Origin of the sequence: Vibrio ziniensis (assembly GCF_011064285.1) — a bacterium.
In the GTDB taxonomy this organism is placed as follows: Bacteria; Pseudomonadota; Gammaproteobacteria; order Enterobacterales; family Vibrionaceae; genus Vibrio; species Vibrio ziniensis.
Genome location: NZ_CP049331.1, coordinates 2315088 through 2341310, shown reverse-complemented (window position 1 = coordinate 2341310; position 26223 = coordinate 2315088). Strand labels below are relative to the sequence as shown.

27 protein-coding genes are annotated in these 26223 nt (G+C 43.3%); 21 read left to right on the top strand and 6 right to left on the bottom strand.

Translation table 11 applies throughout. From position 1 onward, the window contains the following. Positions 1-8: 8 nt before the first annotated feature. Positions 9-551: a glycine cleavage system transcriptional repressor gene (locus G5S32_RS10725; RefSeq protein ID WP_165312010.1), complete on the bottom strand. Its 543-nt coding sequence runs from the start codon at positions 549-551 to the stop codon at positions 9-11. Positions 552-865: 314 nt separating this feature from the next. On the opposite strand from G5S32_RS10725, the gene dapA reads away from it, so the two are divergent. Then, the gene (gene dapA, locus G5S32_RS10720; RefSeq protein WP_165312009.1) at positions 866-1744 is read left to right on the top strand and encodes a 4-hydroxy-tetrahydrodipicolinate synthase; all 879 of its coding nucleotides are present in this window, start codon (positions 866-868) and stop codon (positions 1742-1744) included. A gap of 58 nt (positions 1745-1802) precedes the next feature. Next, positions 1803-2819, top strand: coding sequence for an outer membrane protein assembly factor BamC (gene bamC, locus G5S32_RS10715; protein WP_165312008.1), 1017 nt, complete (start codon positions 1803-1805; stop codon positions 2817-2819). A 43-nt stretch (positions 2820-2862) separates the two neighbouring features. Here bamC and G5S32_RS10710 read toward each other — a convergent pair whose 3' ends face one another. Genes G5S32_RS10710 through G5S32_RS10695 form a run of 4 tightly spaced genes read right to left on the bottom strand, consistent with a single transcriptional unit; the run spans position 2863 to position 5289 of the window. Continuing rightward, a complete protein-coding gene (locus G5S32_RS10710) occupies positions 2863-3048 on the bottom strand; it encodes a DUF2897 family protein (RefSeq protein WP_165312007.1) in 186 nt (61 codons plus the stop codon). Between the two features lie 11 nt (positions 3049-3059). Then, the gene (locus G5S32_RS10705) at positions 3060-3737 is read right to left on the bottom strand and encodes a M15 family metallopeptidase (protein WP_165312781.1); all 678 of its coding nucleotides are present in this window, start codon (positions 3735-3737) and stop codon (positions 3060-3062) included. Between the two features lie 22 nt (positions 3738-3759). Next, a complete protein-coding gene (dapE, locus tag G5S32_RS10700) occupies positions 3760-4893 on the bottom strand; it encodes a succinyl-diaminopimelate desuccinylase (protein ID WP_165312006.1) in 1134 nt (377 codons plus the stop codon). A gap of 48 nt (positions 4894-4941) precedes the next feature. Continuing rightward, the gene (locus G5S32_RS10695; protein WP_165312005.1) at positions 4942-5289 is read right to left on the bottom strand and encodes an ArsC family reductase; all 348 of its coding nucleotides are present in this window, start codon (positions 5287-5289) and stop codon (positions 4942-4944) included. Between the two features lie 247 nt (positions 5290-5536). Here G5S32_RS10695 and G5S32_RS10690 point away from each other — a divergent pair, with 247 nt between their 5' ends. Further along, positions 5537-5824 carry a winged helix-turn-helix domain-containing protein gene (locus G5S32_RS10690; protein ID WP_165312004.1) on the top strand — a complete coding sequence of 96 codons (288 nt, stop codon included), beginning with the start codon at positions 5537-5539 and terminating at the stop codon, positions 5822-5824. Positions 5825-5848: 24 nt separating this feature from the next. Here G5S32_RS10690 and G5S32_RS10685 read toward each other — a convergent pair whose 3' ends face one another. Continuing rightward, entirely contained in the window at positions 5849-6193 is a 345-nt protein-coding gene (locus G5S32_RS10685) for a DUF2956 domain-containing protein (protein ID WP_165312003.1), read from the bottom strand. A 263-nt stretch (positions 6194-6456) separates the two neighbouring features. Between G5S32_RS10685 and G5S32_RS10680 the strand changes: the two genes are divergently transcribed. The 18 genes from G5S32_RS10680 (at position 6457) to fliJ (ending at position 25467) form a co-directional block, all read left to right on the top strand. Further along, entirely contained in the window at positions 6457-6921 is a 465-nt protein-coding gene (locus tag G5S32_RS10680) for a DUF2919 domain-containing protein (protein WP_165312002.1), read from the top strand. A gap of 97 nt (positions 6922-7018) precedes the next feature. Further along, positions 7019-7924: a Dyp-type peroxidase gene (locus G5S32_RS10675; RefSeq protein ID WP_165312001.1), complete on the top strand. Its 906-nt coding sequence runs from the start codon at positions 7019-7021 to the stop codon at positions 7922-7924. 137 nt (positions 7925-8061) lie between these two features. Continuing rightward, entirely contained in the window at positions 8062-9195 is a 1134-nt protein-coding gene (locus G5S32_RS10670; RefSeq protein ID WP_165312000.1) for a flagellin, read from the top strand. A gap of 240 nt (positions 9196-9435) precedes the next feature. Continuing rightward, entirely contained in the window at positions 9436-10572 is a 1137-nt protein-coding gene (locus tag G5S32_RS10665) for a flagellin (protein ID WP_207621575.1), read from the top strand. A gap of 225 nt (positions 10573-10797) precedes the next feature. Beyond that, positions 10798-11928, top strand: coding sequence for a flagellin (locus G5S32_RS10660; RefSeq protein ID WP_165311999.1), 1131 nt, complete (start codon positions 10798-10800; stop codon positions 11926-11928). A 74-nt stretch (positions 11929-12002) separates the two neighbouring features. Then, positions 12003-12464, top strand: a complete 462-nt coding sequence (gene flaG, locus G5S32_RS10655) for a flagellar protein FlaG (RefSeq protein ID WP_165311998.1) — start codon at positions 12003-12005, stop codon at positions 12462-12464. 21 nt (positions 12465-12485) lie between these two features. After that, complete coding sequence (gene fliD, locus G5S32_RS10650) at positions 12486-14480, top strand: flagellar filament capping protein FliD (protein ID WP_165311997.1); 1995 nt, start codon at positions 12486-12488, stop codon at positions 14478-14480. Between the two features lie 14 nt (positions 14481-14494). Next, on the top strand, positions 14495-14800 hold the full coding sequence (gene fliT, locus G5S32_RS10645) for a flagellar protein FliT (RefSeq protein WP_165312779.1): 306 nt from the start codon (positions 14495-14497) through the stop codon (positions 14798-14800). An 11-nt stretch (positions 14801-14811) separates the two neighbouring features. Further along, entirely contained in the window at positions 14812-15222 is a 411-nt protein-coding gene (gene fliS / locus G5S32_RS10640; RefSeq protein ID WP_165311996.1) for a flagellar export chaperone FliS, read from the top strand. A gap of 233 nt (positions 15223-15455) precedes the next feature. After that, complete coding sequence (locus G5S32_RS10635) at positions 15456-16922, top strand: sigma-54 dependent transcriptional regulator (protein WP_165311995.1); 1467 nt, start codon at positions 15456-15458, stop codon at positions 16920-16922. 120 nt (positions 16923-17042) lie between these two features. Then, positions 17043-18095 carry a sensor histidine kinase gene (locus tag G5S32_RS10630; RefSeq protein WP_165311994.1) on the top strand — a complete coding sequence of 351 codons (1053 nt, stop codon included), beginning with the start codon at positions 17043-17045 and terminating at the stop codon, positions 18093-18095. A gap of 2 nt (positions 18096-18097) precedes the next feature. Next, the gene (locus G5S32_RS10625; protein ID WP_165312778.1) at positions 18098-19507 is read left to right on the top strand and encodes a sigma-54-dependent transcriptional regulator; all 1410 of its coding nucleotides are present in this window, start codon (positions 18098-18100) and stop codon (positions 19505-19507) included. An 87-nt stretch (positions 19508-19594) separates the two neighbouring features. Further along, a complete protein-coding gene (gene fliE / locus G5S32_RS10620; protein WP_165311993.1) occupies positions 19595-19906 on the top strand; it encodes a flagellar hook-basal body complex protein FliE in 312 nt (103 codons plus the stop codon). Between the two features lie 14 nt (positions 19907-19920). Beyond that, the gene (gene fliF / locus G5S32_RS10615; RefSeq protein WP_165311992.1) at positions 19921-21669 is read left to right on the top strand and encodes a flagellar basal-body MS-ring/collar protein FliF; all 1749 of its coding nucleotides are present in this window, start codon (positions 19921-19923) and stop codon (positions 21667-21669) included. Then, positions 21662-22714, top strand: a complete 1053-nt coding sequence (fliG, locus tag G5S32_RS10610) for a flagellar motor switch protein FliG (protein WP_165311991.1) — start codon at positions 21662-21664, stop codon at positions 22712-22714. The genes fliF and fliG overlap by 8 nt, the downstream gene beginning before the upstream one ends. Before the next feature lie 173 nt (positions 22715-22887). Next, on the top strand, positions 22888-23691 hold the full coding sequence (gene fliH / locus G5S32_RS10605) for a flagellar assembly protein FliH (protein WP_165311990.1): 804 nt from the start codon (positions 22888-22890) through the stop codon (positions 23689-23691). Then, complete coding sequence (fliI, locus tag G5S32_RS10600) at positions 23691-25013, top strand: flagellar protein export ATPase FliI (RefSeq protein ID WP_165311989.1); 1323 nt, start codon at positions 23691-23693, stop codon at positions 25011-25013. The genes fliH and fliI overlap by 1 nt, the downstream gene beginning before the upstream one ends. 7 nt (positions 25014-25020) lie before the next feature. Continuing rightward, positions 25021-25467 (top strand): flagellar export protein FliJ, encoded by a 447-nt coding sequence (gene fliJ, locus G5S32_RS10595; protein ID WP_165311988.1) that lies wholly within the window; start codon positions 25021-25023, stop codon positions 25465-25467. Positions 25468-26223 lie beyond the last annotated feature (756 nt).

Genomic DNA, 26223 nt, shown 5'->3' with positions numbered 1-26223 from the left:
ATTCTTCCTTATTGACTGCTTTTTATAAAATTAAGAGAACCTTGTACATCGAGTTCTGAGCATAGTGCATCAAATTCTTCTTGAAGCTGCATAAGGTTGTATTCTGAATCTACATGAGCGGTGATAGCGATATGGAACTGATCTTTTTTGCGTTGAAGCTTATCTTTGCTGATAGTTTGAGCGCTCAGTGAAGCCATACCAATATTACGGTCAGCAAAAAATTGGGTGAATTGTTCTGTTAAACCAAGGCGGTCATCAGATTCCACATAAACTTCAACCACATAGTCATTCGATTGATGATCATGGGGAGAAGTTCTTTTCATCATGGTAATCAAATCTTGTTCTTGTCCGAGCAATGGTAGCGTTGTTTCCACTCGGGTAATGCTGTTGGCATTTCCTGATAACAGCATGATCAAGGTGAATTCCTTTCCAAATAGAGCTATGCGACTGTCGACGATATTACAGCCAGCTTGCGTAACTAATTTTGCGACTTGGTTACAAATACCCGGCCGGTCAGTTCCTACTGCAGTGATCACAAGATGTTGAGTCATATTGATAATTCGCTTTGTCATTTTTGGGCATGTTAGCACAACTTTGCATTCAGTGAGCTCTATCTTATTGCCCACATCTGATGTTACCTAAAGTATAGGAATTACCTCTGAGAATACAGGTCAATTAAATATGACCGACCTCTAACAAGATGAAGGATTGCTTATATACAATAGTTGATAAGATATAGATTGGGCTAAAGCTCCAACATGTGATAAATATTCACTGATAAGGAGCATTTAGGCATTCTCAGCCTCTTGTGTTTTTCAACTCCCATGCAGTACCATGCGGAAAGCATTTAATTATGGAGATAGACATGTTTTCAGGAAGTATCGTAGCGTTAATTACACCTTTTACCCAAGATGGCGAAGTCGACTTTGTAAGTCTGAAGAAGCTTGTTGACTACCATGTTGAAGCTGGTACCGATGCTATCGTTGCAGTAGGTACAACAGGTGAATCGTCCACACTGACCATCGAAGAGCATGTCAAGGTTGTTGAAAAAGCGGTTGAGTACGCTGCTGGACGTATTCCAGTTATTGCTGGTACTGGTGCAAATGCAACTCACGAATCAATTACCTTTAGCCGTCTTCTAAACAATACGGGTATTGCTGGCGTTTTGAGTGTGACCCCATACTACAATAAGCCAACACAAGAAGGTTTGTATCAGCATTACAAAGCGATTTCTGAACAGACTGAAGTGCCTATTATTTTATACAATGTACCTGGCCGTACTGCGGTTGATCTGAAACCGGAAACCGTTGCTCGTCTAGCGAAGCTAGATAATATCGTTGCACTGAAAGATGCGACGGGTGATCTGAGCCGTGTCGCGCTTCACCGTGAGCTTTGTGGTGATGATTTTATTCTGTTAAGTGGTGATGATGCGACAGGTTTAGAGTTCGTCAAGCTTGGCGGCCAAGGTGTTATTTCTGTAACAAATAACATCGCAGCAGCAGATATGGCGAAAATGATGCACTTAGCATTAGAAGGTAAATTTGACGAAGCAGAAGAAATTAACCAACGTTTAATGCCTTTGCATAAAAATCTGTTTGTGGAATCAAGCCCAATCCCTGTGAAATGGGCTGCTCATAAGCTTGGTCTGATTTCTTTTGGTGATCTACGTCTACCTTTAACTCCTCTATCTGAACAAGCTCGTCCTGTTGTTGCCAAAGCAATGACAGAAGCCTGTATTTTTTAAGGCGCTTTCCATACAATGCCGAGGTGTTTTGACACCTCGGTGCATTTTAGGAGTTTCAATGAAGTTTACGCGTCAGCTAGTTATTAGTTCCCTAGCTGTTCTGGTTTTAAGTGCATGTTCAAGTCCGACTCATCGCCGTCAAGCCAAAGATGATTTTACCTACCTAGAGACGAAAAGCTTCAGTGAGTGGCAACTACCAGAAGGTGCGGCTCCAGAGTTTTACCCTAATTTTGATATTCCTCAGGGCAACTACCATGGCGGTATAGGAAAAAAGGTTGATATTCGCCCACCGCAACAAGTTCTAGAATTGATCCCTGGTGCTCGTGCTGAACGTCAGAAAGGTGAAGTGTCCCTATGGATGATTCGTAAAGACGAAGTAGATAAAGTCTGGGAAACAGCCGTAAAAGTAATTGCTGAACGCAATATTAAAACGATTTCTCAGACGGATTCTCGAATTGAAACTGATTGGGTTTCTTGGGTTTCAGAAGATGAAGACGTTGAATTGGGCGCTCGTTACGAAGTCTCTCGTGTTGAAGCCAATAATCGCTATGGTTTTAAAGTATCACTGATTGATTGGCGTGAAGGTGGCAAACAGATGCCCGTTTCAACTACCAATAAAGAGCGTTACAACGCTTTGATGACTAACTTAGTCACGACGCGTTATGACCTTGATGTTCGCGAAGAAGCGGCTCGTAAAGCGCAAGAACTCGTTAAACAGATTCCAATATCTATGGGAGCAGACCGCAGTGGTTTACCGGTTATTATTGCTCGTTCTCCTTACGATGTGCTTTGGTCTCGTTTGCCGAATATCTTGCCTCATATGGGTTTTACCATCGAAGAACGTAGTCAGTCGCAAGGCACAGTTAAAGCGAAATATGCTTCACCAGATGACGACTTCTGGCAAGAAGTTGGCGTAAAACCGATTGAGCTGAAATCAGGGACTTACACTTTCCTATTTGGTGATTTAGGTAACCGTACATCGATTAACGTCACGGACTCTTCGGGTAAACCAGTTGAAGAACAGTTGTTAAAAGATATGGTTCCAGTTATTGCTGCGGTTGTAGATAAAAAATAACGCTGGCTCTGAACAATAAAAATAAAGGACGCTGATGCGTCCTTTATTGTTTGTGGTTTTCGTCGCCGTGATGTTGTTTATCAAGTTCATTCAGTTTATCTAAATCACTTTTTTTCTTCTCTTGACCGTATTTCATGTTTGCTGTGTATTTCAATGCAGCAATATTACCAATCACGACACTGATAATGATTATTGAAATGACCCAAGGGTTAAAAAGAAACTCTATCATGCTGATTGCCGTTAGCGAGTACTGATGTTAGTGACGTATTGATTGTAAATCTTTGGCAGTTGTTGGTGCACGTACTCTTTACCTAAAATGGGCGCAGAATCCAGTTGTGCGGAAAGCTGTTCTAAAGTGAGTGTTTGCAAACAAACTTCAGCGGTGTTTTTGTGGCTGATGTGCCATGGTTCGAAAGCCACCCCAGAACCATTTTCTTGATAAGGAAAGAAAAATCCAAATTTCGTTAAGTGCGCTTTTAACCAAAAATAAAAATCGTGCTGATGATCCTGCAAATATTCCCAGGGTTCAAGTTTCAAACCACCTTCGCTTGGGAGTGAGTTTCTGTCAAAGACATCGAAATCTGTTCCCCAGTGATGGCGGCTTGCGCCCGGTAATGCCGACCAACGTAAAATAGCCGTCACCTTTTGTTCATCGCTCAAATTGTGCGACAACATAGGTTGGCTGTATTCATCAAGGATTGGCGCTTCGCCAGACATTTTTCGATTCCAAATGTCTAGCTGACGTTCAAATGAGCGAAAGCCGCTGGCAATATTCAAGTTAAAACCATCTCTATCTGCTGCCGCTTTAAGTGACAGTAAATCATCCCTAACGTCTGGGTGAACAAAAAAGGTTTTCTGTCCAATTAACACTTCCGTTAAGTGGGATTCGTTTTTGCCTGTTAGTTGCTCAGCGGTCATGCTCACGCGAATGGATTCTCCATTATGCTAGTAGATTCTCCAGCGTTTTTTGGTACATATCGGTCAACAGTTCAAGATCATGGATGCTGACACATTCATTCACTTTGTGAATCGTCGCGTTTACAGGTCCAAGCTCAACTACTTGTGCGCCCATTTGAGCAATAAAACGACCATCAGAAGTACCGCCAGTGGTAAGCAACTGTGGTTCTTGATGGTTCACTTCATTGACAGCTTTGACCACCGCATCAAGCAATCCACCTGTATCCGTTAAAAATGGCAGACCATTCAATGTCCAGTGTAAATCGTAGTCTAAACCATGAGCATCAAGTGTGGAGTGAACTCGGCGCTGAATCTCTTCAGCTGTTAACTCGGTACTAAAACGTAAGTTAAACTGAACATTGAATTCGCCTGGAATCACATTCGATGCACCAGTTCCAGCATGGACATTGGGTATTTGAAAACTTGTTGGTGGGAAGTACTCATTACCTTCATCCCATTTCATTGAAGCCAGTTCAGCAAGAGCTGGAAGAGCTTGATGTACAGGGTTATTCGCTAAGTGAGGATAGGCGACATGGCCTTGAGTACCTTTAATGGTGATATCACCAGTAATAGAACCCCGACGACCATTTTTCACTACATCACCGACTTTCAATGTGCTTGATGGTTCACCAACAATACACATATCAATCAGTTCATTACGTTCCACTAAGGTATCCACAACACGCGTTGTACCATTAATGAATGGACCTTCTTCATCGGATGTGATTAAGAAGCTGATTGAACCTTTGTGATTTGGGTTTTCTGCGAGGAAACGTTCAACAGCCACAATCATACAAGCCAATGAGCCCTTCATATCTGCTGCTCCTCGACCATGCAGATGATCGTCGATAACAGTCGGTTCAAAAGGAGGTGTGTGCCATTGCTCCAATTTACCTGCAGGAACGACATCGGTGTGGCCTGCGAATGTAAATAGCGGAGCTTCAGTGCCTTTGCGAGCCCAGAAGTTGGTAGTATCTTCGAACACCATAGATTCGATTTCAAAACCGAGTGCTTTCAAGCGCTGAATCATCAAATCTTGGCAACCTGCATCTAGAGGGGTTACCGATTGGCGGCTAATTAAATCTTTTGCGAGAGCCAAAACAGGGCTATCTGTCATCCTTGAAATCCTTGTTAAAAAAGAAACTGAATTATTATTGAGTAAAAGTTATTTGCAGAAAATAGCAGCGTAGTTCGCTGCACTGAAACCAAGTTCTAGTTTGTCGTTATGGCGAACAATAGGTCGCTTTATCATTGATGGCTGCTCAACCAGTAAAGAGATTGCGTTTTCTTCATTCAAAGTGTCTTTCTGCTCTTGGCTCAATTGGCGATAGGTTGTGCCACGTTTATTTAACACATTTTCCCAACCAAGAGATAGGCAAAACTCTCGTACCAGCTCTGTATTAATACCTTGTTTACGGTAGTCATGAAATTGGTATTCAATACCTTCAACTTCAAGCCATTTGCGAGCTTTCTTGATGGTGTCGCAGTTTGGAATGCCATACATAATCGTCATTACATTTTTCCTTAATTTCCCCTGTAACTGAAGATTGCACCTGTGCTAGTTATCACTTCAAGTTATGTTGAGGCGGCTGAATTATAGTTGTTTGCCAAATCCTAACAGGAAGCCTCTCTCCTTACAAAAGGGTTCGTGACGAGAAAATGCGGTTTGATTTGGATTGTATTGAAAAGTTATTGATCAAACGCAACACGTTGCGAGGCAAAAAAGAAATAATGAGTCTTGTATTGATGAGGAGGTATCAATGGAATTGAGTCCTGTTTTTGCAAGGCGCTTGTATTTAGCTTTGTTAGTGGAAAGCCTTGAAAGGCCTAATGTGCCAAAACTTATTGAGAAAACGGGGTGGCCTCGTCGTACTATTCAGGATGTGATAAAAGCGCTTCCGGGAATAGGTATTGAACTCATGTTTGTTCAAGATGGAAGACGTCATAATGACGGGTACTACCAATTATCAGACTGGGGACCATTTGATAGCCAATGGGTTTTTGACCGTAAAAATGATATTGCGGCAAGCTTAGGATATTCTGCATAAAGCCAGCTCTGCTGGCTTTTTTCTTTATAATGGGTTTTGTACAAACCAGAATGTAATAAATCCTGCCCAGCTTAGTGCTAATAATAGCCACGGCAGCAGGTTTGAGGAGTGGGTCGCTTCGAACTCATTCATCTCTTCTGCATCTTGGTTTTCTGAGCTGGCTTGCTTGGTTTTTAGCGCTTTTTTGCGAGCTTTATCTGCTTGGCGGCTTTTTTCTTTCTGCTGTTTCTTGTAGAGCGCAATTCCTTTCTCGATTCCTTGCGCAATCAATTTGGTTTGCTCTTTGGTTTGCCCCGCTTTCTGAGTTGCTCTGGCAACGGCCATAGCGTCTTGCTGTGTTTGTTCTGAAGGAACGATTTTCTTGTTCATATCAACGCAGAATACTATTTGGAAATTGAATAGGGTTAAACCCTATCATGAACTTACACATTTCTTGAAGATCATTAGAGATAATCACTTGTTCAACTGAGGGTTATTTGTGTCTTTGTTATGTGATTAAAAGGATGGGTTGTGCCATTTTCCTACATACTTAATCTTATCTCTACTATATCAATCAGAGATTACGTATAGCTATTTGAAACTATTCGGTTAAAGTGGTTGTGCAACAAAGTAGTAAATGTAGATGGAACACTGTGCGTTATTCAATAGAACAATACGATGCTAACGGCTTTTTGAAAGCACCTAAATGGTTATGGCTAGGTTGGTTTTTTTTGTCGAAAGCTTGGGTTGTGTTTGTGATGGCTGGAGCCAGTCGCGACAGTGGGCCGAAGATTTTAGGTTTGATTTATCCCGATCACTCGATGTTATATCTAGGGTTAGTGATGGGTGTGCCGAGTATCGCCATGATGTGGCTGGTGGGATTAAGGCACCCTGATAGGCGTTGGGCGATATCATTGGTGAAATGGGGCAGGGAAGTGACTCTGTTCACGGCTCTTGCTCAATTCGCCCAAACTGGATATCACGTCTATCTGCTGCATGGGTCATTTAACTGGATATCAGCCTTAAGTTTGTTGCTATTGCTGTGGTTTACCCTATATGTTTATAACAGCCGTAGCGTTAAAGATTGCTTTCAACCCCCTGTTTTGTATCGAACATGATCGTTGGCAACACATGATCATGGTCAACATAGAGAAATAATTTTTAATTACACTAAGTCCATAGCCACTGAGCATAAATGAATAGTGAGGATTTTTTATGTCAATGTCACAGACTGCAATTTTGCCTGAAGCAGGCCCATTTGCACTCTACAGCCTTTTGAAAATTCGCCAGAACCACGCTCATGTTCTAGAACAGCTTCAAGCGTTGCCTGCAAAAATTGCGGATATCAATGCGAATCAACCAGGTGCGGCTTTAACGATATCAGTGTCTTTTGCAAAAGCATTTTGGCAACGGCTTGATGTCGCTATGCCTGAAGAATTGATCGATTTTCAACCGTTAGGTGAAGGTAAAATTGTCGCGCCTAGTACCGATGTTGATGTCCTCATTCACTGTCATTCAACTCGCCACGATTTGTTGTTCTACGTATTACGTACATTCTTAGCTGAAACAGCTCAAGATGTAACTGTTGTGGATGAGACTTACGGATTCCGCTATTTAGATGCTCGTGATATGACGGGTTTCATCGATGGTACAGAAAACCCTAAAGATGAAAAGCGTCAAGAAGTGGCTGTCATTGCTGACGGTGAGTTTGTTGGCGGCAGCTACGTACTATTACAACGTTTCGTGCACGATCTTCCTGCTTGGAACCGATTAAACATTTCTGCTCAAGAAAAAGTGGTTGGTCGTACCAAGCCTGATTCTATTGAACTGGATGATGTTCCAGCTGCTTCTCACGTAGGTCGTGTGGATATTAAAGAAGAAGGTAAAGGCTTAAAAATCCTTCGTCACAGCCTGCCATATGGCACTGCGAGTGGTGAGCATGGCTTACTGTTTATTTCGTACTGTCATACGCTGCATAACATGAAAGTGATGTTAGAGAGCATGTACGGTGTGACGGATGGTAAAACAGACCAACTGCTTCGTTTTACTCATGCAGTAACAGGCGCATACTTCTTCGCACCTTCTCAAGAAATGCTGGCGAGTCTTTCGCTTAAAGCATAAAGGAGCATTTAAAGAAAACGCAAAAACCGGGCAAAGATGTCCGGTTTTTTTGTATTGCGAGAAACTGTTTCTAAAGAAAACCAACCTTCCACCGATATAGCTAACAGAATGAATCAGAAGTAGGTGATCGCGTCTGTATGGCGATAACGGTAAATACCAATGTCTCTGCTCTTGTGGCTCAACGCCATTTGAGTTCAGCAACAGAAATGCTCAATCAATCATTGGAACGTTTATCTTCAGGTAAGAAGATCAATAGCGCCAAAGATGATGCGGCAGGTCTGCAAATATCGAATCGCTTAGAAACGCAGATGCGTGGGCTTGATGTCGCTGTGCGTAATGCAAACGACGGCATTTCCATTATGCAAACAGCAGAAGGTGCGATGCAAGAAAGCACCAACTTGTTACAGCGTATGCGTGATTTGTCACTTCAATCGGCGAACGGTTCCAACAGCAAAGCAGAAAGAACGGCTTTGCAAGAAGAAATGGCTGCTTTGAATGATGAATTGAACAGAATTGCCGAAACTACCTCTTTTGGCGGGCGAAAACTGCTCAATGGTACTTTTGGACAGTCTTCTTTCCAGATAGGCGCAAGCTCTGGAGAGGCAGTTCAATTGTCACTGAAGAACATGCGTTCAGACAGTATTGATATGGGCGGTTTTAGTTATATCGGCCGTCGCGCTCTGGATGAACAATGGCAGGTATCGAAAGGCAATAATCAACTCGTTATTGATTATGTTGACGCTGGTGGTAAAGATGCCTCGATTCGAATTCATGCAAAAGAGGGCGATGACATCGAAGAGCTTGCCACATATATCAATGGGCAAACAGATGAAGTGTCAGCGTCGGTCAATGAAGAGGGTCAATTACAGATCTTCATGGCGGGTAAAGAGACTTCAGGAACTTTGTCATTCAGTGGCAATTTAGCCGATGAGCTGCAAATGGGACTCAAAGGCTATGAGTCTGTGAATGATTTGGATATACGTACCGCTGGTGGTGCACAACGAGCAGTCACGGTATTAGATACCGCACTGCAATATGTTGATAGTCATCGTGCTCAGCTAGGGGCGCTACAGAACCGCTTTACGCACGCAATCAGTAATCTGGATAACGTGCATGAAAATCTGGCAGCTTCTAACAGCCGTATTAAAGATGCTGATTTTGCGAAAGAGACAACGCAAATGATTAAGCAGCAGATTCTGCAGCAGGTCAGCACATCGATTCTTGCTCAAGCAAAGAAACAGCCTAACGTGGCTTTATCTCTACTGGGGTAAAAGAAAAGAAGGGTTTATCGACATGGTTTGATAAACCTTTAAGAAAAAAGTCGACTTTTTTAAAATTTTATCGCTTTCGTCACGTTTAAACCGTCAAACGAAGTTTTTTTAAAAAAATCGAAAAAATTTTCTAAAGGTTTCCGAATAGGGGCCGTTATAGAAAGTAACTTTGAGAGAACTACTTGGTTTTCCGAGACGTCGGAAACCTGAAACATCGGAAAATCAATTGGAGAAATCACCATGGCAGTGAATGTAAACACAAACGTATCAGCAATGACAGCTCAACGCTACCTAAACGGCGCAACTAGCGCACAACAAACGTCAATGGAGCGTCTATCTTCTGGTTCAAAAATTAACAGCGCTAAAGATGATGCAGCTGGTCTACAAATCTCTAACCGCTTAAACGTACAAAGCCGCGGCTTAGACGTAGCGGTACGTAACGCAAATGACGGTATTTCAATCGCTCAAACCGCTGAAGGTGCGATGAATGAAACAACTAACATTCTGCAACGTATGCGTGACTTGTCACTACAATCTACTAACGGTTCGAACTCTAAGTCTGAGCGCGTAGCGATTCAAGAAGAAGTATCTGCACTAAACGACGAACTAAACCGTATCGCAGAAACAACTTCTTTCGGTGGTAACAAGCTTCTAAACGGTACATTCGCAACTAAGTCATTCCAAATTGGTGCTGACTCTGGTGAAGCGGTAATGCTAACGCTAAATAACATGCGTAGTGACAACTCTCGCATGGGTGGTACTAGCTACCAAGCAACTGAAAGTAAAGGTAAAGACTGGTCTGTACAATCAGGTTCAAACGATTTAACTATGACTTTGACTGATAAAGCTGGTAAAGAGCAAACAATCAGCATCACTGCAAAAACTGGTGATGATATTGAAGAGCTAGCGACTTACATCAACGGTCAAACTGACCAAGTGAAAGCTTCTGTAAGTGAAGACGGTAAACTACAAGTATTTGCTGGTACAGATAACGTTCAAGGTCAAGTATCATTTGGTGGTGCTCTAGCTGGTGAGCTAGGTATGGGCGGAGAAGGTAAAGGTGTAACTGTTAACGCTATCGACGTAACTTCAGTTGGTGGTGCACAAGAATCTGTTGCTATCATCGACTCAGCGTTGAAATTTGTAGACAGCCACCGTGCAGAACTAGGTGCTTTCCAAAACCGTTTCAACCACGCAATCAGCAACTTAGACAACATTAACGAAAACGTAAATGCTTCTAAGAGCCGTATCAAAGACACTGATTTCGCGAAAGAAACAACTGCACTGACTAAGTCACAAATTCTTTCTCAAGCATCAAGCACTGTATTGGCACAAGCTAAACAAGCTCCAAACGCAGCACTTAGCCTACTAGGTTAATCCGCTTCCAGATGAAAAAATCCAGCTTCGGCTGGATTTTTTTTGCAATTAATTTATTGATTTAATTGTAAAATATTCATGTGCCCAATCATTTTACGAAAAAGCTATATTTTTTCTCTAAAGGTTATTAATTCTCCGCCGTTACAGAATACGAGAGAAATGAGGTGTGCCGGAGAGAGGTGAGAGACTCGAAGGCACGTCAACAATCTGCCTAAGGAGATCAATATGGCAATAAGTGTAAATACGAATGTCGCGGGCATGACTGCTCAACGGTATTTGAATAGTGCTGCTGATGGTACGCAAAAATCAATGGAGCGTTTGTCTTCGGGTTACCGAATCAACAGCGCAAAAGATGATGCTGCTGGCCTACAAATTACAAACCGTTTAAGTTCTCAAAGCCGTGGTTTAGACATGGCTGTAAGAAATGCAAACGACGGTATCTCGATCGCACAAACAGCTGAAGGTGCAATGAATGAGACTACCAATATCCTTCAACGTATGCGTGACCTATCATTGCAATCGTCTAACGGTTCGAACTCTCGTTCTGAACGTTTGGCAATTCAAGAAGAGGTGACAGCACTTAATGACGAACTCAATCGTATTGCCGAATCAACATCTTTTGGTGGTAATAAGCTACTAAATGGCTCTTTTGGTGAAAAATCATTCCAAATCGGCGCCGACTCAGGTGAAGCTGTTTCGTTAAAAATGAGTAATATGCGCTCAGATACCATGCAAATGGGTGGCGTAGCATATCGTGCTCAAGAAGGGAAATCAGCTGACTGGAAAGTTGGTGACGCTAAAGATTTAACGTTAAGCTATACCGATAAACAAGGCGATGCTCGTGAACTGACTATTTCAGCAAAAGCGGGTGATGACCTTGAAGAGGTTGCGACTTACATCAACGGTCAAAGCGATGATATCAAAGCTTCTGTGGCTGAAGGTGGTAAGCTACAACTTTTCGCTGCAACGCAAAAAGTCACAGGTGATGTAACAATCGGTGGTGATTTAGGTTCTGAAATTGGTTTCGGCCAAGCTCAAGCTCTAACGGTGAAAGATATTGATGTTTCAACTGTTGGTGGTTCTCAAGAAGCCATTGCTGTTATTGACGGTGCTCTAAAAGCTGTAGATAGTCAACGAGCTTCACTAGGTGCATTCCAGAATCGTTTCGGACATGCTATTAGTAACTTAGAGAATATCAACGAAAACGTAAACGCTTCTCGTAGTCGTATCAAAGATACAGATTACGCTCGTGAAACAACAGCAATGACGAAATCGCAAATACTACAGCAAGCGAGTACGTCTGTGTTGGCACAAGCGAAGCAGTCACCATCAGCAGCTCTTAGCTTACTAGGTTAATAGATAAAGCTATTTGAGCTTTATAGGTAGTACCATCAGGAATAAGCTACCTCTAAGGTGGAAGGGAGATTGTTATGGAAACACCATTATACACATCGAACGTCCAGCCTTTCGGCTCACAAAGTGGCATCAAATTTGCTTCAGAAAAGGAAAGCGTAAGTAACATTTCGACTTCGAAAAGGGAAGAACGACCAATAGAAAGCTCTGAAAAAGTCTCAGAGCATATTACGAATCAAGTGAAGAAAACTAAGCAGCTGTCTATTGAAGCAGCTATCGAGAGTTCGAGAGAACGAGATAAGCTGAATGAGGAAAGACGAGCTAAAATGGTTGAGCAGGTTAGCGAATTTGTTAATTCTATTAATAAAGGGTTAGCCTTCCGAATTGATGAAGAATCTGGTCATGATGTAGTAACGGTGTATGAAGCCTCAACGGGTGACATTATCCGCCAAATTCCTGAAGAAGAAATGCTTGAAGTATTACGACGTCTTTCCCGACAACAGGACCATAAATCGGGCTTATTGTCGGCTAAGGTGTAAATGTATTTTTGAGGTGGTTGAATGAGTTTAGGCCCAATGGGAATGAACACTGGCTTTGATATAAATTCAATGGTCAGCAAAATTGTTAATTCAGAGCGTGTTCCAAAGCAGCAACGAATTGATAACGAGCGCGTTGGTATTGATACCAGTATTAGTGCCTATGGCCGACTCAGAGAGTCGCTTGATACGATGAAAAACTTGATGGCAAGTTTTCGTCAAGACAAGGCGTTTGCAGTTCGTTCTGTTGATACTTCTGATGAAAAGTCTGTTGTCGCAACAGCAACCACTGATGCCATTGCTGGAAAATACTCAGTAGATGTGTTGCAGCTTGCCCAGAGCCATAAAATTGCGTCAAATGTTCTATCACCTGACGCAAAATTTGGCCCTGGTAAGCTGCAAATTTCGCTAGGTAATAAAAGCTTCAACGTAGAAGTTAAGCCTCAATCTAAACTTATTGATATTGTTCGTGGCATTAATGGTGAAAAGAGTAACCCTGGTGTACGAGCTTCAGTAATTAATGACGTCGATGGCCCCCGTTTAATCGTAGCGTCTAATACTTCTGGTGAAGAAAACCGAGTTACCATTTCTGCACAAGCACAAACGGGTGATCCTCTTAAATCTCTTGAATACAAAACATTAGAAGACCGCGTAAAAGATCTTGAAAAAGCGCGTGCTTCTGCGCAGCAACTCATTGCCCCTCTTACATCTGAGCAGCAAAAAATTGCCGCTAAAGTGGCAGAAAAAATCGGTAATGCAGCGCGAGAAATTGATCAATCTGTTGCAGCTCAAGTACAACAAGTGGCACAAGATAGCAACGAAGCTGTTGACGATAACGATACTACTGAACTTTCTGATTCTGCGGTTAAAGCGGCAGCGAACGCAGGGGTAGAAGCCACTAAATACTTAAAACCAGAAGATCGTATCCCGGGCTGGACAGAAACCGCATCAGGTACTTTGCTCGACTCTTATTATGAGCCAGAACCGGAGCTTGATGCTAAAGCGATAGAGAAGTCAAAAGATGTTCCTGGATGGTCAAATACCGCATCTGGAACGCTTGTGGATTCGTACGTCACACCAAAAGAAGCGCAAGAACAACTTGAACACAAATTGGCACAAGAGAAAGCTGATATTCGTAAAGCTGTTCAAAACGGTGATATGACGCCGGACGAAGCCAAAGAGGTTGCTCGTTCTAAGCTGAGTCCAGAAGAACGTGAATTACTTGAAAAAGTTGAGACTGTTAATGAGCAGCTTAAAGCAGCTCAAGAATCGTTTGATGCATATAGTGGGATGACAGAAGTTCAATCCGCGCAAGATTCTCTGGTTTTACTTGACGGTGTCGCAAAGCTTTCGAGTAAAAACAACGTTATTGAAAATGCGATTGAAGGTGTCGATTTAACACTAAAAGGTAAGACTGCGCGAAATCAGCAAGCCACCGAAATTGATATCGAATATGATCGTAATAGTGTTCGACAAGATATTGAACAATTTGTTAATGCTTACAACCAGTTCTATAAAATGTCGAAAGAGCTTTCGGGGGTCGATCCTAGGACAGGCCAAGCAGGACCTCTTGCGGGCGATAGCGTAGTGCGCAGTGCAGATTCTCGTCTAAAATCGGTCTTCTCCTCTAAAATTGAACAAGCACCTGAGAACCTTCAGAGTTTGACTGAGTTTGGTATAACCACCACGCGTCAAGGGACGATGGAAATCAATTATGATATGCTTGATCGTCAATTAAATAACAACTTCACCAAGCTGGGCGATTTTTTTGGTGGTAATCAGGGCTTTGCGAAAAAAGTCGAAGATGCCATTCAGGGTATGACCGGTGTAACAGGTGTTATTCGTAATCGTGAAAAAACACTCACTGAGCAAAACTACCGTCTTAACGATGACCAAGCCGCGCTTGACCGTCGTATGGACAGTTTAGAAAAGCGGACTTTCGATAAGTTCTCGGCCATGCAGGATGCGACGGGCAAAATGCAATCTCAGTTAGCTGGTATGATGAACGCGCTAGGCTAAGCTAGGCTAATATGATGGATGAGCAGCTGAAAGAATTAGGCGATGTTGATAATCGGATTAAAGTTTTATTGGCTGATGTCGATATAAATGTTGATGAAATTATTCAACTTGTCGATATAAGGGAACAGTTATTGCAGGTGTTATTGACTTTAGTGTCAGAAAACCCGGCATTCGGCAAATCCCAACGTTGGCGAGATGCAATTCGAGATACACAACAACTTGTTGAGTTGATGCAGTCAAAAACCGTGTTAATTGGTAAAGACTTACAAAAGTTCCGCCACGGTAATAAATCAGTTCAGCAATACAAAAAGTTTTTATAAAGAGGAATATTATGCGTGGTTCTTTGCAGGCGTACAAAAAAGTATCGGTGGATAGCCAACTAAGCGCTGCCTCACCGCATAAGATTGTACAGATGTTAATGGCTGGTGCTATTGAACGCTTAATTCAAGCCAAAGCAGCGATGCTACAGGGCAATATTCCGGTGAAGGGTGAACGCTTTGGTAAAGCATTGGACATCATAATCAGCTTGCGCAGCTGTTTGTCTATGGATGATGGTGGCGAAATTGCACAGAATCTAGATCAGCTATATGAATTTATGATCACGCAGATTGCAGCGGCAAACCACCAAAACGATCCACAAATTGTCGATGATGTTATCGATATTATTCGTGAAATCAAATCTGCTTGGGATCAAATTCCAGCGGAATATCATAATTTGACATCGAATGATGTGGGTATGTAAGTTATCGCTGAAAGTTTTAACCAAGTTCATTCCTGCTAATTGCTTGGTTGCCTTATTTTTTTTATCACATAGAATAGAAGCCATTAGATAGCCTAATGGCTTTTTTTATTGCTGATTTTCACAAATTGACTATCGTATAGTGAGTGCAACTTAAAAGACTAATTCAGCCAAGCATCGATTGTCATTGTGCAAATACATCCAACTTTCCAGATTGAAGGCAAATATTCTCACCTATGCAAGGTTTAGCAAAATTGCTTGTGATTGAAGATGATCCGTCTATTCGTCTTAATCTCAGTATCATATTAGAATTTGTGGGAGAACAGTGTGAGGTAATTGAGTCTTCGCAGGCTGATCAAGTGAATTGGTCGGCAACGTGGACGGGGTGCATTCTCGGATCGTTGAAAGATCAAAAACTATCAGAATCATTATCCTCAGCACTGACTAACGCAAATCATATTCCTCTTTTAATGGCTGATAAGCAGCCATACTCTTTGGACGAATTTTCTCAATTTGTTGGTGAGTTAGAGTTTCCGCTCAATTATCAACAATTGAGTGAGGCTCTACGCCACTGCAAAGCATTTTTGGGGCGTCAAGGCATAAATGTTGTTGCATCAGACCGTAAAAATACACTATTTCGCAGTTTGGTCGGGCAGAGTCACGGTATTCAAGATGTTCGCCATCTGATTGAACAAGTTTCTGGAACAGAAGCGAATGTATTGATCTTAGGTGAATCTGGTACTGGTAAAGAGGTTGTGGCAAGAAACATCCATTACCATTCACCACGTCGAGGTGGTCCGTTTGTGCCTATTAACTGTGGGGCAATTCCAGCGGACTTATTGGAGAGTGAACTGTTCGGTCACGAGAAAGGCGCATTTACTGGAGCGATTACTGCTCGTAAAGGACGTTTTGAACTGGCCGAGGGTGGTACGCTTTTCCTCGATGAAATCGGTGATATGCCGATGACAATGCAAGTCAAATTACTGCGTGTACTGCAAGAACGCTGCTTTGAACGAGTAGGTGGTAACACCACAATTAAGGCTAACGTACGCATTATTGCCGCAACACACCGTAATTTGGAAAGCATGATCGATGAGCAACGCTTTCGTGAAGACTTGTACTATCGCCTGAATGTGTTCCCAATTGAAATGCCTTCGCTTAAAGAGCGCAAAGAAGATATCCCGCTGTTACTACGTGAATTAATGACTCGTATGGAAGCTGAAGGTGCTCAGCCTATCTGCTATACACCAAGAGCGATTAACTCTCTGATGGAGCACGATTGGCCGGGTAACGTTCGTGAGTTGGCGAACTTAGTTGAGCGGATGGTAATTCTGTATCCAAACAGTCTGGTTGATGTAAACCATCTACCCACGAAATACCGTTACAGTGATATTCCAGAATTTCAACCAGAGCCTAGTCGATTCAGCTCGGTAGAAGACCAGGAACGCGACGCGCTAGATAGCATCTTCTCAGAAGATTTCAGTTTAGATGATTCAGACAGCTTTTCTGATGTTGATGTACCACAAGCATTACCACCTGAAGGTGTTAACCTTAAAGAGCTTTTGGCTGATTTAGAAGTTAGCCTAATTAACCAAGCGTTGGAAGCTCAAGGAGGCGTTGTTGCAAGAGCAGCAGATATGCTTGGTATGCGTCGCACCACCTTGGTTGAGAAGATGCGTAAGTACAATATGAACGCTAAATAGCCATAATATATGTGAGTCAATTTATTGTCGTTGTGTTAAATTATTGAAATATATATAAAATAGCCTGGCATGCATTTTGCGTGACAGGCTATTGTTGTATTGGAAGGCAGATTATCGACGATGGTAGATCAAGTGCAAGAGCAGCATTCACATTTAGATTCATTAGAAGACCAAGTAGAACGCTATAAACAGGTTCTTGATGTCATGCCTGCTGGTGTGATTTTGCTTGATACCCAAGGAGTTGTGCGTGAAGCCAATCCCGAAGCACAGCGAATTTTGGGTGTCCCGTTATTAGGTGAGCGTTGGTACGCGATTATCCAAATTGCCTTTGCTCCGCGTGAAGATGACGGTCACGAAATCTCATTGCGTAATGGCCGTAAGGTGCGTTTGGCCATTTCCGCTTCTAATACAGGTCAGTTAATTTTGATTACTGATTTAACCGAGACGCGCTTACTGCAGGCTCGTGTCAGCGATTTACAACGATTGTCGTCGTTAGGTCGAATGGTTGCTTCGCTTGCTCATCAGGTGAGAACACCACTGTCCAGTGCTATGCTCTATGCTTCTAATCTGGGTGCGCCTAATTTGCCGACGACAACACGCGAACGCTTTCAAAGTAAATTGATGGATCGTTTGTACGATTTGGAAAAGCAGGTCAATGATATGTTGCTGTTTGCTAAAGGCGGCGACAACAAAGTAGTCAAACCATTTTCAATTGCTGAACTGGTTGGAGAATTTTCTCCAATGGTCGAGACAGCGCTGAAAAATAATCAAATTGATTTTTGTCTCGAAGTAGAAGAGCAAGAGACAATGTTACTGGGCAATGCGAACGCTATAGCCTCAGCTTTAAGCAATTTAGTGATGAATGCGATTCAGATTGCTGGCAAAGAAGCACAAATCGATGTCTTCTTCCGACCAGTGAATGGAGAGCTGAAAATATCCGTTCAAGATAATGGCCCTGGTGTTCCTTTAGAGCTGCAAAGTAAGATTATGGAACCTTTCTTTACGACTCGTTCTCAGGGAACGGGGTTGGGGCTTGCGGTAGTACAAATGGTCTGTCGAGCACATGACGGACGATTAGAACTGATTTCTGAAGAGGGAGACGGTGCCTGTTTCACCGTATGTATTCCTTTACAAAATCAAACGGATTCCAATTACACAGAAACTGGAGAATGATGATGGCACAAAGCAAAGTCTTAATCGTTGAAGATGATGAAGGCCTACGCGAAGCCTTAGTAGACACCTTAGCGCTAGCCGGGTATGAGTGGTTAGAAGCAGATAGCGCTGAAGATGCTTTGGTGAAACTCAAAAACAATTCTGTGGATATTGTGGTTTCAGACGTTCAAATGGGCGGTATGGGCGGGCTTGCTCTGTTACGCAATATAAAACAACACTGGCCAAATCTACCGGTGTTGCTAATGACAGCATACGCCAATATCGAAGATGCCGTTTCTGCAATGAAAGACGGTGCGATTGACTATATGGCTAAACCATTCGCGCCTGAAGTTCTGCTTAACATGGTTAGCCGGTATGCACCGGTAAAATCGGACGATAATGGTGACGCAGTCGTAGCTGACGAGAAAAGTCTTAAACTGCTGGCTTTGGCTGACAAAGTTGCGAAAACTGATGCTAACGTGATGGTATTAGGCCCAAGCGGCTCGGGTAAAGAAGTCATGTCTCGTTACATTCATAATGCTTCTCTACGCAAAGATGGCCCTTTTATCGCTATCAACTGCGCTGCAATTCCAGACAACATGCTTGAAGCGACGCTTTTCGGTTATGAGAAAGGTGCGTTTACTGGGGCGGTGCAGGCGTGTCCGGGGAAATTTGAACAAGCCCAAGGCGGTACTATCTTGCTTGATGAAATCAGTGAGATGGATTTAAACCTTCAGGCTAAGTTACTACGCGTTCTCCAAGAGCGTGAAGTAGAACGATTAGGCAGTCGCAAGCCAATCAAACTAGACGTTCGTGTACTCGCGACAAGTAACCGAGATTTGAAGCAATATGTACAAGAAGGTAATTTCCGCGAAGACTTGTACTACCGTTTAAATGTTTTCCCAATTTCATGGCCTGCTTTGAAAGATCGTAAGGCAGATATTGAACCGTTAGCGAATCACTTAGTAGAACGTAACTGTAAGAAATTGGGTATGCCTGTACCTAAATTCTCTGCATCAGCAGTTGCCAAGTTAAGTTCCTATTCTTGGCCGGGTAATGTGCGTGAATTGGATAACGTTGTGCAACGAGCTCTAATTCTTAGCGAACACGGTCATATCGACCAAGAGCATATCTTGCTTGAAGGCCTAGATTGGCAAGATGCCTCTAGCTTGCAGAAGTTGGTTGAAGGTGGTGAAACTATCGCAACCCCTGAAATCAAACCTGTTGCTCAGGTGGATGTAGCTAAAATTGCGAGTAGCAGTGCAGGTCTGGGGGGAGAGCTACGCGATCAAGAATTTGCCATCATTATGGAGACGCTGATCGAGTGCAATGGCCGTCGTAAAGAGATGGCTGAAAAGCTGGGGATTAGCCCACGTACATTGCGCTATAAGTTAGCAAAAATGCGTGATGCAGGTATGGACATTCCGGGCTAAGTTAGCCGCAATTCAGAGTGGCACATAAATTGCTTCATTACTGAACAGAGATGAAGTTTAGTCAAAGTTCTGGCTTTTGAGGTAGTAATGAATATAAACGGTTTACAAAGCGAAATGCAGGCGATGATGGTAGAAGCTGCCAACTCACGCCCGGCGCCTACAGGACAAAAAATTGGCGCTGATTTTGGTGATATGCTTTCACAAGCTATCAACAACGTAAATGGTTTACAAAAAACCTCAAGCGATCTTCAAATGCGCTTTGATCGTGGTGATGAAGATGTTTCTCTTTCGGACGTCATGATTGCTCGTAACAAATCGAGCGTGGCATTTGAAGCCACTATTCAGGTACGCAACAAGCTTGTTGATGCGTACAAAGAACTGATGAACATGCCAGTTTAAGAAAGGTGTGAATTGTGGCTCAGAATAAGCAAACAACCGATCTTACTTTAAGCAATGGTAATAGTGATCATGCTTTGATGTCGAATCCCGACATCGACATGGGTACTCAGAACCTAGATGCTGAAGAAAAAAGCTCCTCAAAAATGGACTTCTCTATGGGGGACTTGGACTTATTACGCCAAGTTGTCCTAGTTCTCTCTATCTCTATCTGTGTGGCTTTAATTGTGATGCTGTTTTTCTGGGTAAAAGAGCCAGAAATGCGTCCGTTAGGGGCTTATGACACACAAGAACTGATACCTGTTCTTGATTATTTAGACCAACAAAAACAAGACTACAAGTTAGACGGAAATACTATCTTAGTTCCTACGTCTGACTACAACAGTCTAAAACTGAATATGGTTCGTGCTGGTTTGAATCAAGAACGCCAAGCGGGTGATGATATCTTATTGCAAGATATGGGTTTTGGTGTTTCACAGCGTCTAGAGCAAGAACGTTTGAAACTCAGCCGTGAACGCCAGCTTGCTAAAGGCATTGAAGAGATGCGTCAAGTGAATAAAGCGCGCGTCCTACTTGCTCTACCAAAACAAAGTGTGTTTGTACGCCAAAACCAAGAAGCTTCTGCTTCCGTATTTTTGACACTTCGTACTGGCACCGATCTTAAACAAGAAGAAGTCGATTCAATTGTCGACATGGTGGCGAGTGCGGTTCCAGGTATGAAACCAACACGCGTAACTGTGACTGATCAGCACGGCCGTCTTCTTAGCTCGGGCTCTCAAGACCCTGTGACTGCTGCTCGTCGCAAAGAGCAAGAAGCAGAACGTAAGAAAGAACAAGGCTTACGTGAAAAAATTGACTCTGTATTGATCCCGATTTTAGGCTTGGGTAACTACACCGCTCAAGTAGACGTTGAACTTGATTTTAGCGCGGTTGAGCAAACTCGTAAGCGTTTTGATCCAAATACGCCTGCAACTCGTAGTGAATACACACTAGAAGATTACAACAACGGTAATGTGATTGCTGGCGTCCCTGGTGCTTTAAGCAACCAACCTCCAGCGGATGCTTCTATCCCACAAGACGTGGCTCAAATGAAAGATGGTTCGCTAATGGGACAGGGCTCTGTTCACAAAGAAGCGACACGTAACTTTGAGTTAGATACGACTATCAGCCATGAACGCCGTCAGACGGGGGTGGTTAATCGCCAAACTGTGGCAGTTGCGGTGAAAAACCGTAGTCGAGTAAATCCTGAAACAGGTGAAGTGACGTATACGCCAGTTAGTGACAGTGAGTTGGAAGCTATTCGCCAAGTGCTGGTTGGTGCCGTGGGTTACAGTGAAAGTCGCGGTGACTTACTGAATGTGTTAAGCATGAACTTTGCTGAACCACAAGTAGAAACTATTGCAGATGTACCAATTTGGGAGCATCCGAACTTTAACGACTGGATACGTTGGTTAGCAAGTGCTGTCGTTATTACTGTTATCGTGTTGGTTCTAGTTCGTCCGGCAATGAAGAAATTGCTTAACCCTGCCGCTGACGATGACGACCAACTATACGGGCCAGATGGCTTACCAATTGGTCTTGATGGTGAAACTAGCCTAATCGGTAGTGATATTGAAGGTGGTGAGTTGTTTGAGTTTGGCTCTGGCATTGACTTACCTAACTTACATAAAGATGAAGATGTGCTTAAAGCTGTACGAGCTCTGGTTGCAAATGAGCCTGAACTTGCAGCTCAAGTAGTTAAGAACTGGGTGGCTAAAGATGCCTAATGAAATAGTAAAGCAAGATAATCGCGATCTCACTGAATTAGAAAGAGAAATTGCTGATATTCCCGGGGAAGAACGCGCGGCAATTTTGCTGCTTAGCCTCAATGAAGCGGATGCTGCTGCAATTATTCGCCATCTTGAACCAAAGCAAGTTCAACGTGTGGGTAGTGCCATGGCTCGAGCTAAAGACCTGAGCCAGGGGAAAGTAACTGCGGTACACCGTGCATTTTTGGAAGATATCCAGAAATACACCAATATCGGTATGGGCAGTGAAGACTTCATGCGTAAAGCGCTGGTTGCGGCTCTTGGTGAAGATAAAGCCAATAACCTTGTTGACCAGATCCTATTGGGTACAGGCTCTAAAGGCTTGGATTCATTGAAATGGATGGACCCTCGTCAGGTGGCGAGCATCATCGTCAATGAGCACCCACAAATTCAGACTATCGTATTGTCTTACTTGGATCCAGACCAGTCAGCGGAGATTCTGGCTCAGTTTGCAGAGCGTGACCGCTTAGACTTGATGATGCGTATTGCTAACCTTGAAGAGGTTCAACCTTCAGCTTTGGCTGAATTGAATGAGATCATGGAGAAACAGTTTGCAGGTCAGGCTGGTGCACAAGCTGCAAAAATTGGCGGCCTGAAAGCAGCTGCAGATATCATGAACTACCTCGACAACAATATCGAGGGGGCGCTTATGGATCAGTTACGCGACCAAGACGAAGATTTGGCCACTCAAATCCAAGACCTTATGTTCGTATTCGAGAACTTGGTGGAAGTGGACGACCAGGGTATTCAGAAATTGCTGCGTGACGTTCCGCAAGATGTTCTACAAAAAGCACTTAAAGGCGCAGATGACACGTTACGAGAGAAAATCTTCAAGAACATGTCTAAACGTGCTGCTGAACTGATGAAAGATGATTTGGAGGCAATGCCACCAATCAAAGTTTCGGACGTGGAAACAGCACAGAAAGAGATTCTTGCTATTGCACGACGTATGGCTGACAACGGTGAGCTGATACTGGGTGGTGGCGCAGACGAGTTCTTATAAAACGCTACGCTTGGATAATGGCGCTAGAATTTAAAATATGAAAGTGCTTACCAAGTAATTCATTGGTTTTGTAAAAACAGGTCTTTTTAATTAGGACTGTTGTTCAAACAAAACAACAGTCCATAAGGCCCGCCTAACCAGCCGGCCTTTTTTATCTTCAGATAGGAAATAAGATGTCAGGTGAAAGAAAGCGCGGTTTTATCCGTCTCGATTCTGATGAAACTGTCGATCAGGCAAAGAAGTGGGGTCTACCGGACTACACCTCTGAAACTCATAAAAAGGCGAAAGAAACAGCCCTTAACTATGATCCTAGTTGGATTCCAAGTTTCGATGAACCTGAAGCAGAAGAGCCTGTTGTTCTTACTGAAGAAGAAATTGAATTAATCAAGCAAGCGGCCTATCAAGAAGGTCTCGAACAAGGTAAAGCAGAAGGCTATCAGGAAGGCTTCCAACTTGGTCAGGAAGCTGGTCACAAAGTTGGTCAAGAAGAGGGTTTCCAATCGGGTAGTGCGGAAGGCTTAGAGGCCGGACAGCAAATTATTCACGAGCATGTTCAAATATTTATGAATCTCGCTAACCAGTTTGCCCAGCCTCTTGAGTTGATGAATGCCCAAGTTGAAAAGCAGTTGGTGGACATGGTTCTGTCACTGGTAAAAGAAGTGGTGCATGTTGAAGCCATTACTAACCCGCAAGTGATTCTTGATACTGTCAAAGCTTCGGTTGAAGCACTGCCAATTGCTGGTCATGCCATTACGTTGAAATTGCATCCGGAAGACTGCGAAATCATCAAACAAGCGTATGGTGAAAATGAACTGAATACTCGTAATTGGACATTAACCAGTGAACCTGCGTTAAACCGAGGTGACGTGCAAATTGAAGCAGGTGAATCAAGTGTGAACTATCGAATGGAAGATAGAGTTCGCAGTGTATTGCAGAGTTTCTGTGGTACTAACCGTCATCAACAAGGCAATGAATAATGCTGCAACTGGCTGATCGACTCTCACAATATAAAGTCCACGGACTCACTAGCCGCCCAATTGCCTCTGGTAAGTTGGTGCGGGTCGTTGGACTAACCTTGGAGGCGACGGGCTGCCGTGCGCCGATTGGTAGTCTGTGTAGTGTTGAAACTATGTCCGGCTCTATGGAAGCTGAAGTCGTAGGTTTCTCGGGGGATCGCCTTTTTTTAATGCCAAGCGAACAAATCACAGGTGTGCTTCCGGGGGCAAAAGTTACGCCTCTCACAGGAGAAACGGGCTTGCCTGTAGGTATGGAGTTACTCGGCCGCGTCATTGACGGTGTCGGGACTCCTTTAGATGGCCTCGGGCCGATTTATACAGACCAAAAAGCGTCGTTCAACGCAGATCCTATCAACCCGTTAGCTCGTAAACCCATTAGTGAGCCATTGGATGTTGGCATCAAAGCTATTAATGGTCTTCTGACGGTTGGTAAAGGTCAACGTATCGGACTATTTGCCGGCTCAGGTGTCGGTAAATCTGTGACGTTGGGCATGATGACTCGAGGAACAACTGCCCAAGTCGTTGTTGTTGGACTGATTGGTGAACGTGGACGAGAAGTAAAAGAATTCATTGAAGAGATTTTAGGTGTTGACGGCAGACAACGTTCGGTTGTGGTCGCAGCGCCTGCGGACTCTTCTCCATTGATGCGTCTTAAAGGGTGTCAAACGGCGTTAACTATTGCTGAATACTTTCGAGACCAAGGTTTGGACGTATTGCTTTTGATGGATTCACTAACCCGTTTTGCTCAAGCTCAACGTGAAATTGCGTTGTCAGTAGGAGAACCTCCTGCAACCAAAGGCTACCCGCCTTCGGTATTTGCTAAATTACCTGCACTGGTAGAACGCGCTGGGAATGGGGGGCCGCATCAAGGTTCTATTACGGCATTTTTTACCGTATTAACAGAAGGTGATGATTTGCAAGATCCTATCGCTGATGCTTCGCGAGCAATTCTTGATGGACACATCGTTTTGTCTCGAGAAATGGCTGATGCTGGTCATTACCCTGCGATTGACGTTGAAAAATCGGTCAGTCGCGTCATGCCGCAAATTACCACAGATCAGCATGTTCTAATGTCGAAAGCTGTGCGGCAGATACTATCAACTTGCCGTAAAAACCAAGATCTCGTGTCGATTGGAGCCTATAAGCCGGGAACGGATCCGGCTATAGATAGTGCTTTTACCCTTAAACCAAAACTCGATGTTTTCCTTCAGCAAACCATGAAAGAGTCTGTGCCTTATGACATGTGTATCAGCATGCTTAAGAACGTACTCAATGTGGGGTAATCGCTAAATGGATAATGCGCTTGAATTCCTGCTTGAACAGGCGAAAAGTAAAGAAGACAAAGCGGTAATGGCGCTCAGTAAAGCACGTAGTGAATTAGAAGGCTATTATCAGCAGCTTAAACAGATTGAGCAGTACCGTCTTGATTACTGCCAGCAGTTGGTAACAAGGGGGCAAGCGGGGCTAACTGCCAGTCAGTATGGGCATCTGAACCGTTTTTTAACTCAACTCGATGAGACCTTATCTAAGCAGCGCCAGGCAGAGCAGCATTTTAAATCTCAGGTAGATAACTGTGAATCTTATTGGTTGGATGTTCGCAAACAGCGTCGCTCTTATGAATGGCTGATTGAGAAAAAACAGACTGAGCGGCTGCGTATACAAGAGAAACGCGACCAGAAAATGATGGATGAATTTTCCACCCTGAGTTTCAATCGCCGTCGAAACAATTCTCTTTAGTGCTTAGCGCCAGTTGTTAAATAATAACAACGGTTGGCTCACTTTTTGCAAATCTTTAAACAATTTTAACGCGAATAGAAGCAATCCTTTGTCTGCGGGTGATTTCAGCCCCAGAGCGGCAAATGTTTGCAGTGATCAATGCGAGTGAGCTGTTTATGAATGTCAATTTAACTCCGTCTGTCGAGACTTCTAAAGTCACTAACGTGACTAAGTCTGCGTCTACGCAAAGCTTAGTGAGTGGTGAGAGCGGAGAATCAAAAGGCTTTTTGGATAGATTGGCTTCTTTACTGATTGGTAAAAGCAATGCGGTCACGGGCAGCGAAAGTTCGGATGCATCTAAAGAGTCTAAAACGGTAAATGATTCAGAAGTTGAAACAACAAGTACTGATGAGCTTCTTAGCCAAGGCAATGATGTTGCCGCTCAATCTGACAGCGATGACGAAACAGCAGAAATTTCTGGAAGCCTAAAACAATTCGTTAAGTCAGATGAACCTGAACATACTGATTTAGATGAAAAAATGGCTAAGGCTATGAATGACGGCGACGAGATCCTAGGCCGCTTGCAAGAAGCTAATCAGACGCTAGTTAAAAATGATGGCAAGGCTTTGCCACATGAAGAGAGTGAAGAATCTCAACTTGAGCATTTGGATGTCATACAGCCTTATGTACAAAATAAAGAAGCATCAACATCTACCTCCTCAGCTTCGATTCAGTGGGGAAATACGAATGCTGAAAAAATGGGTGTTACCGCCGAGT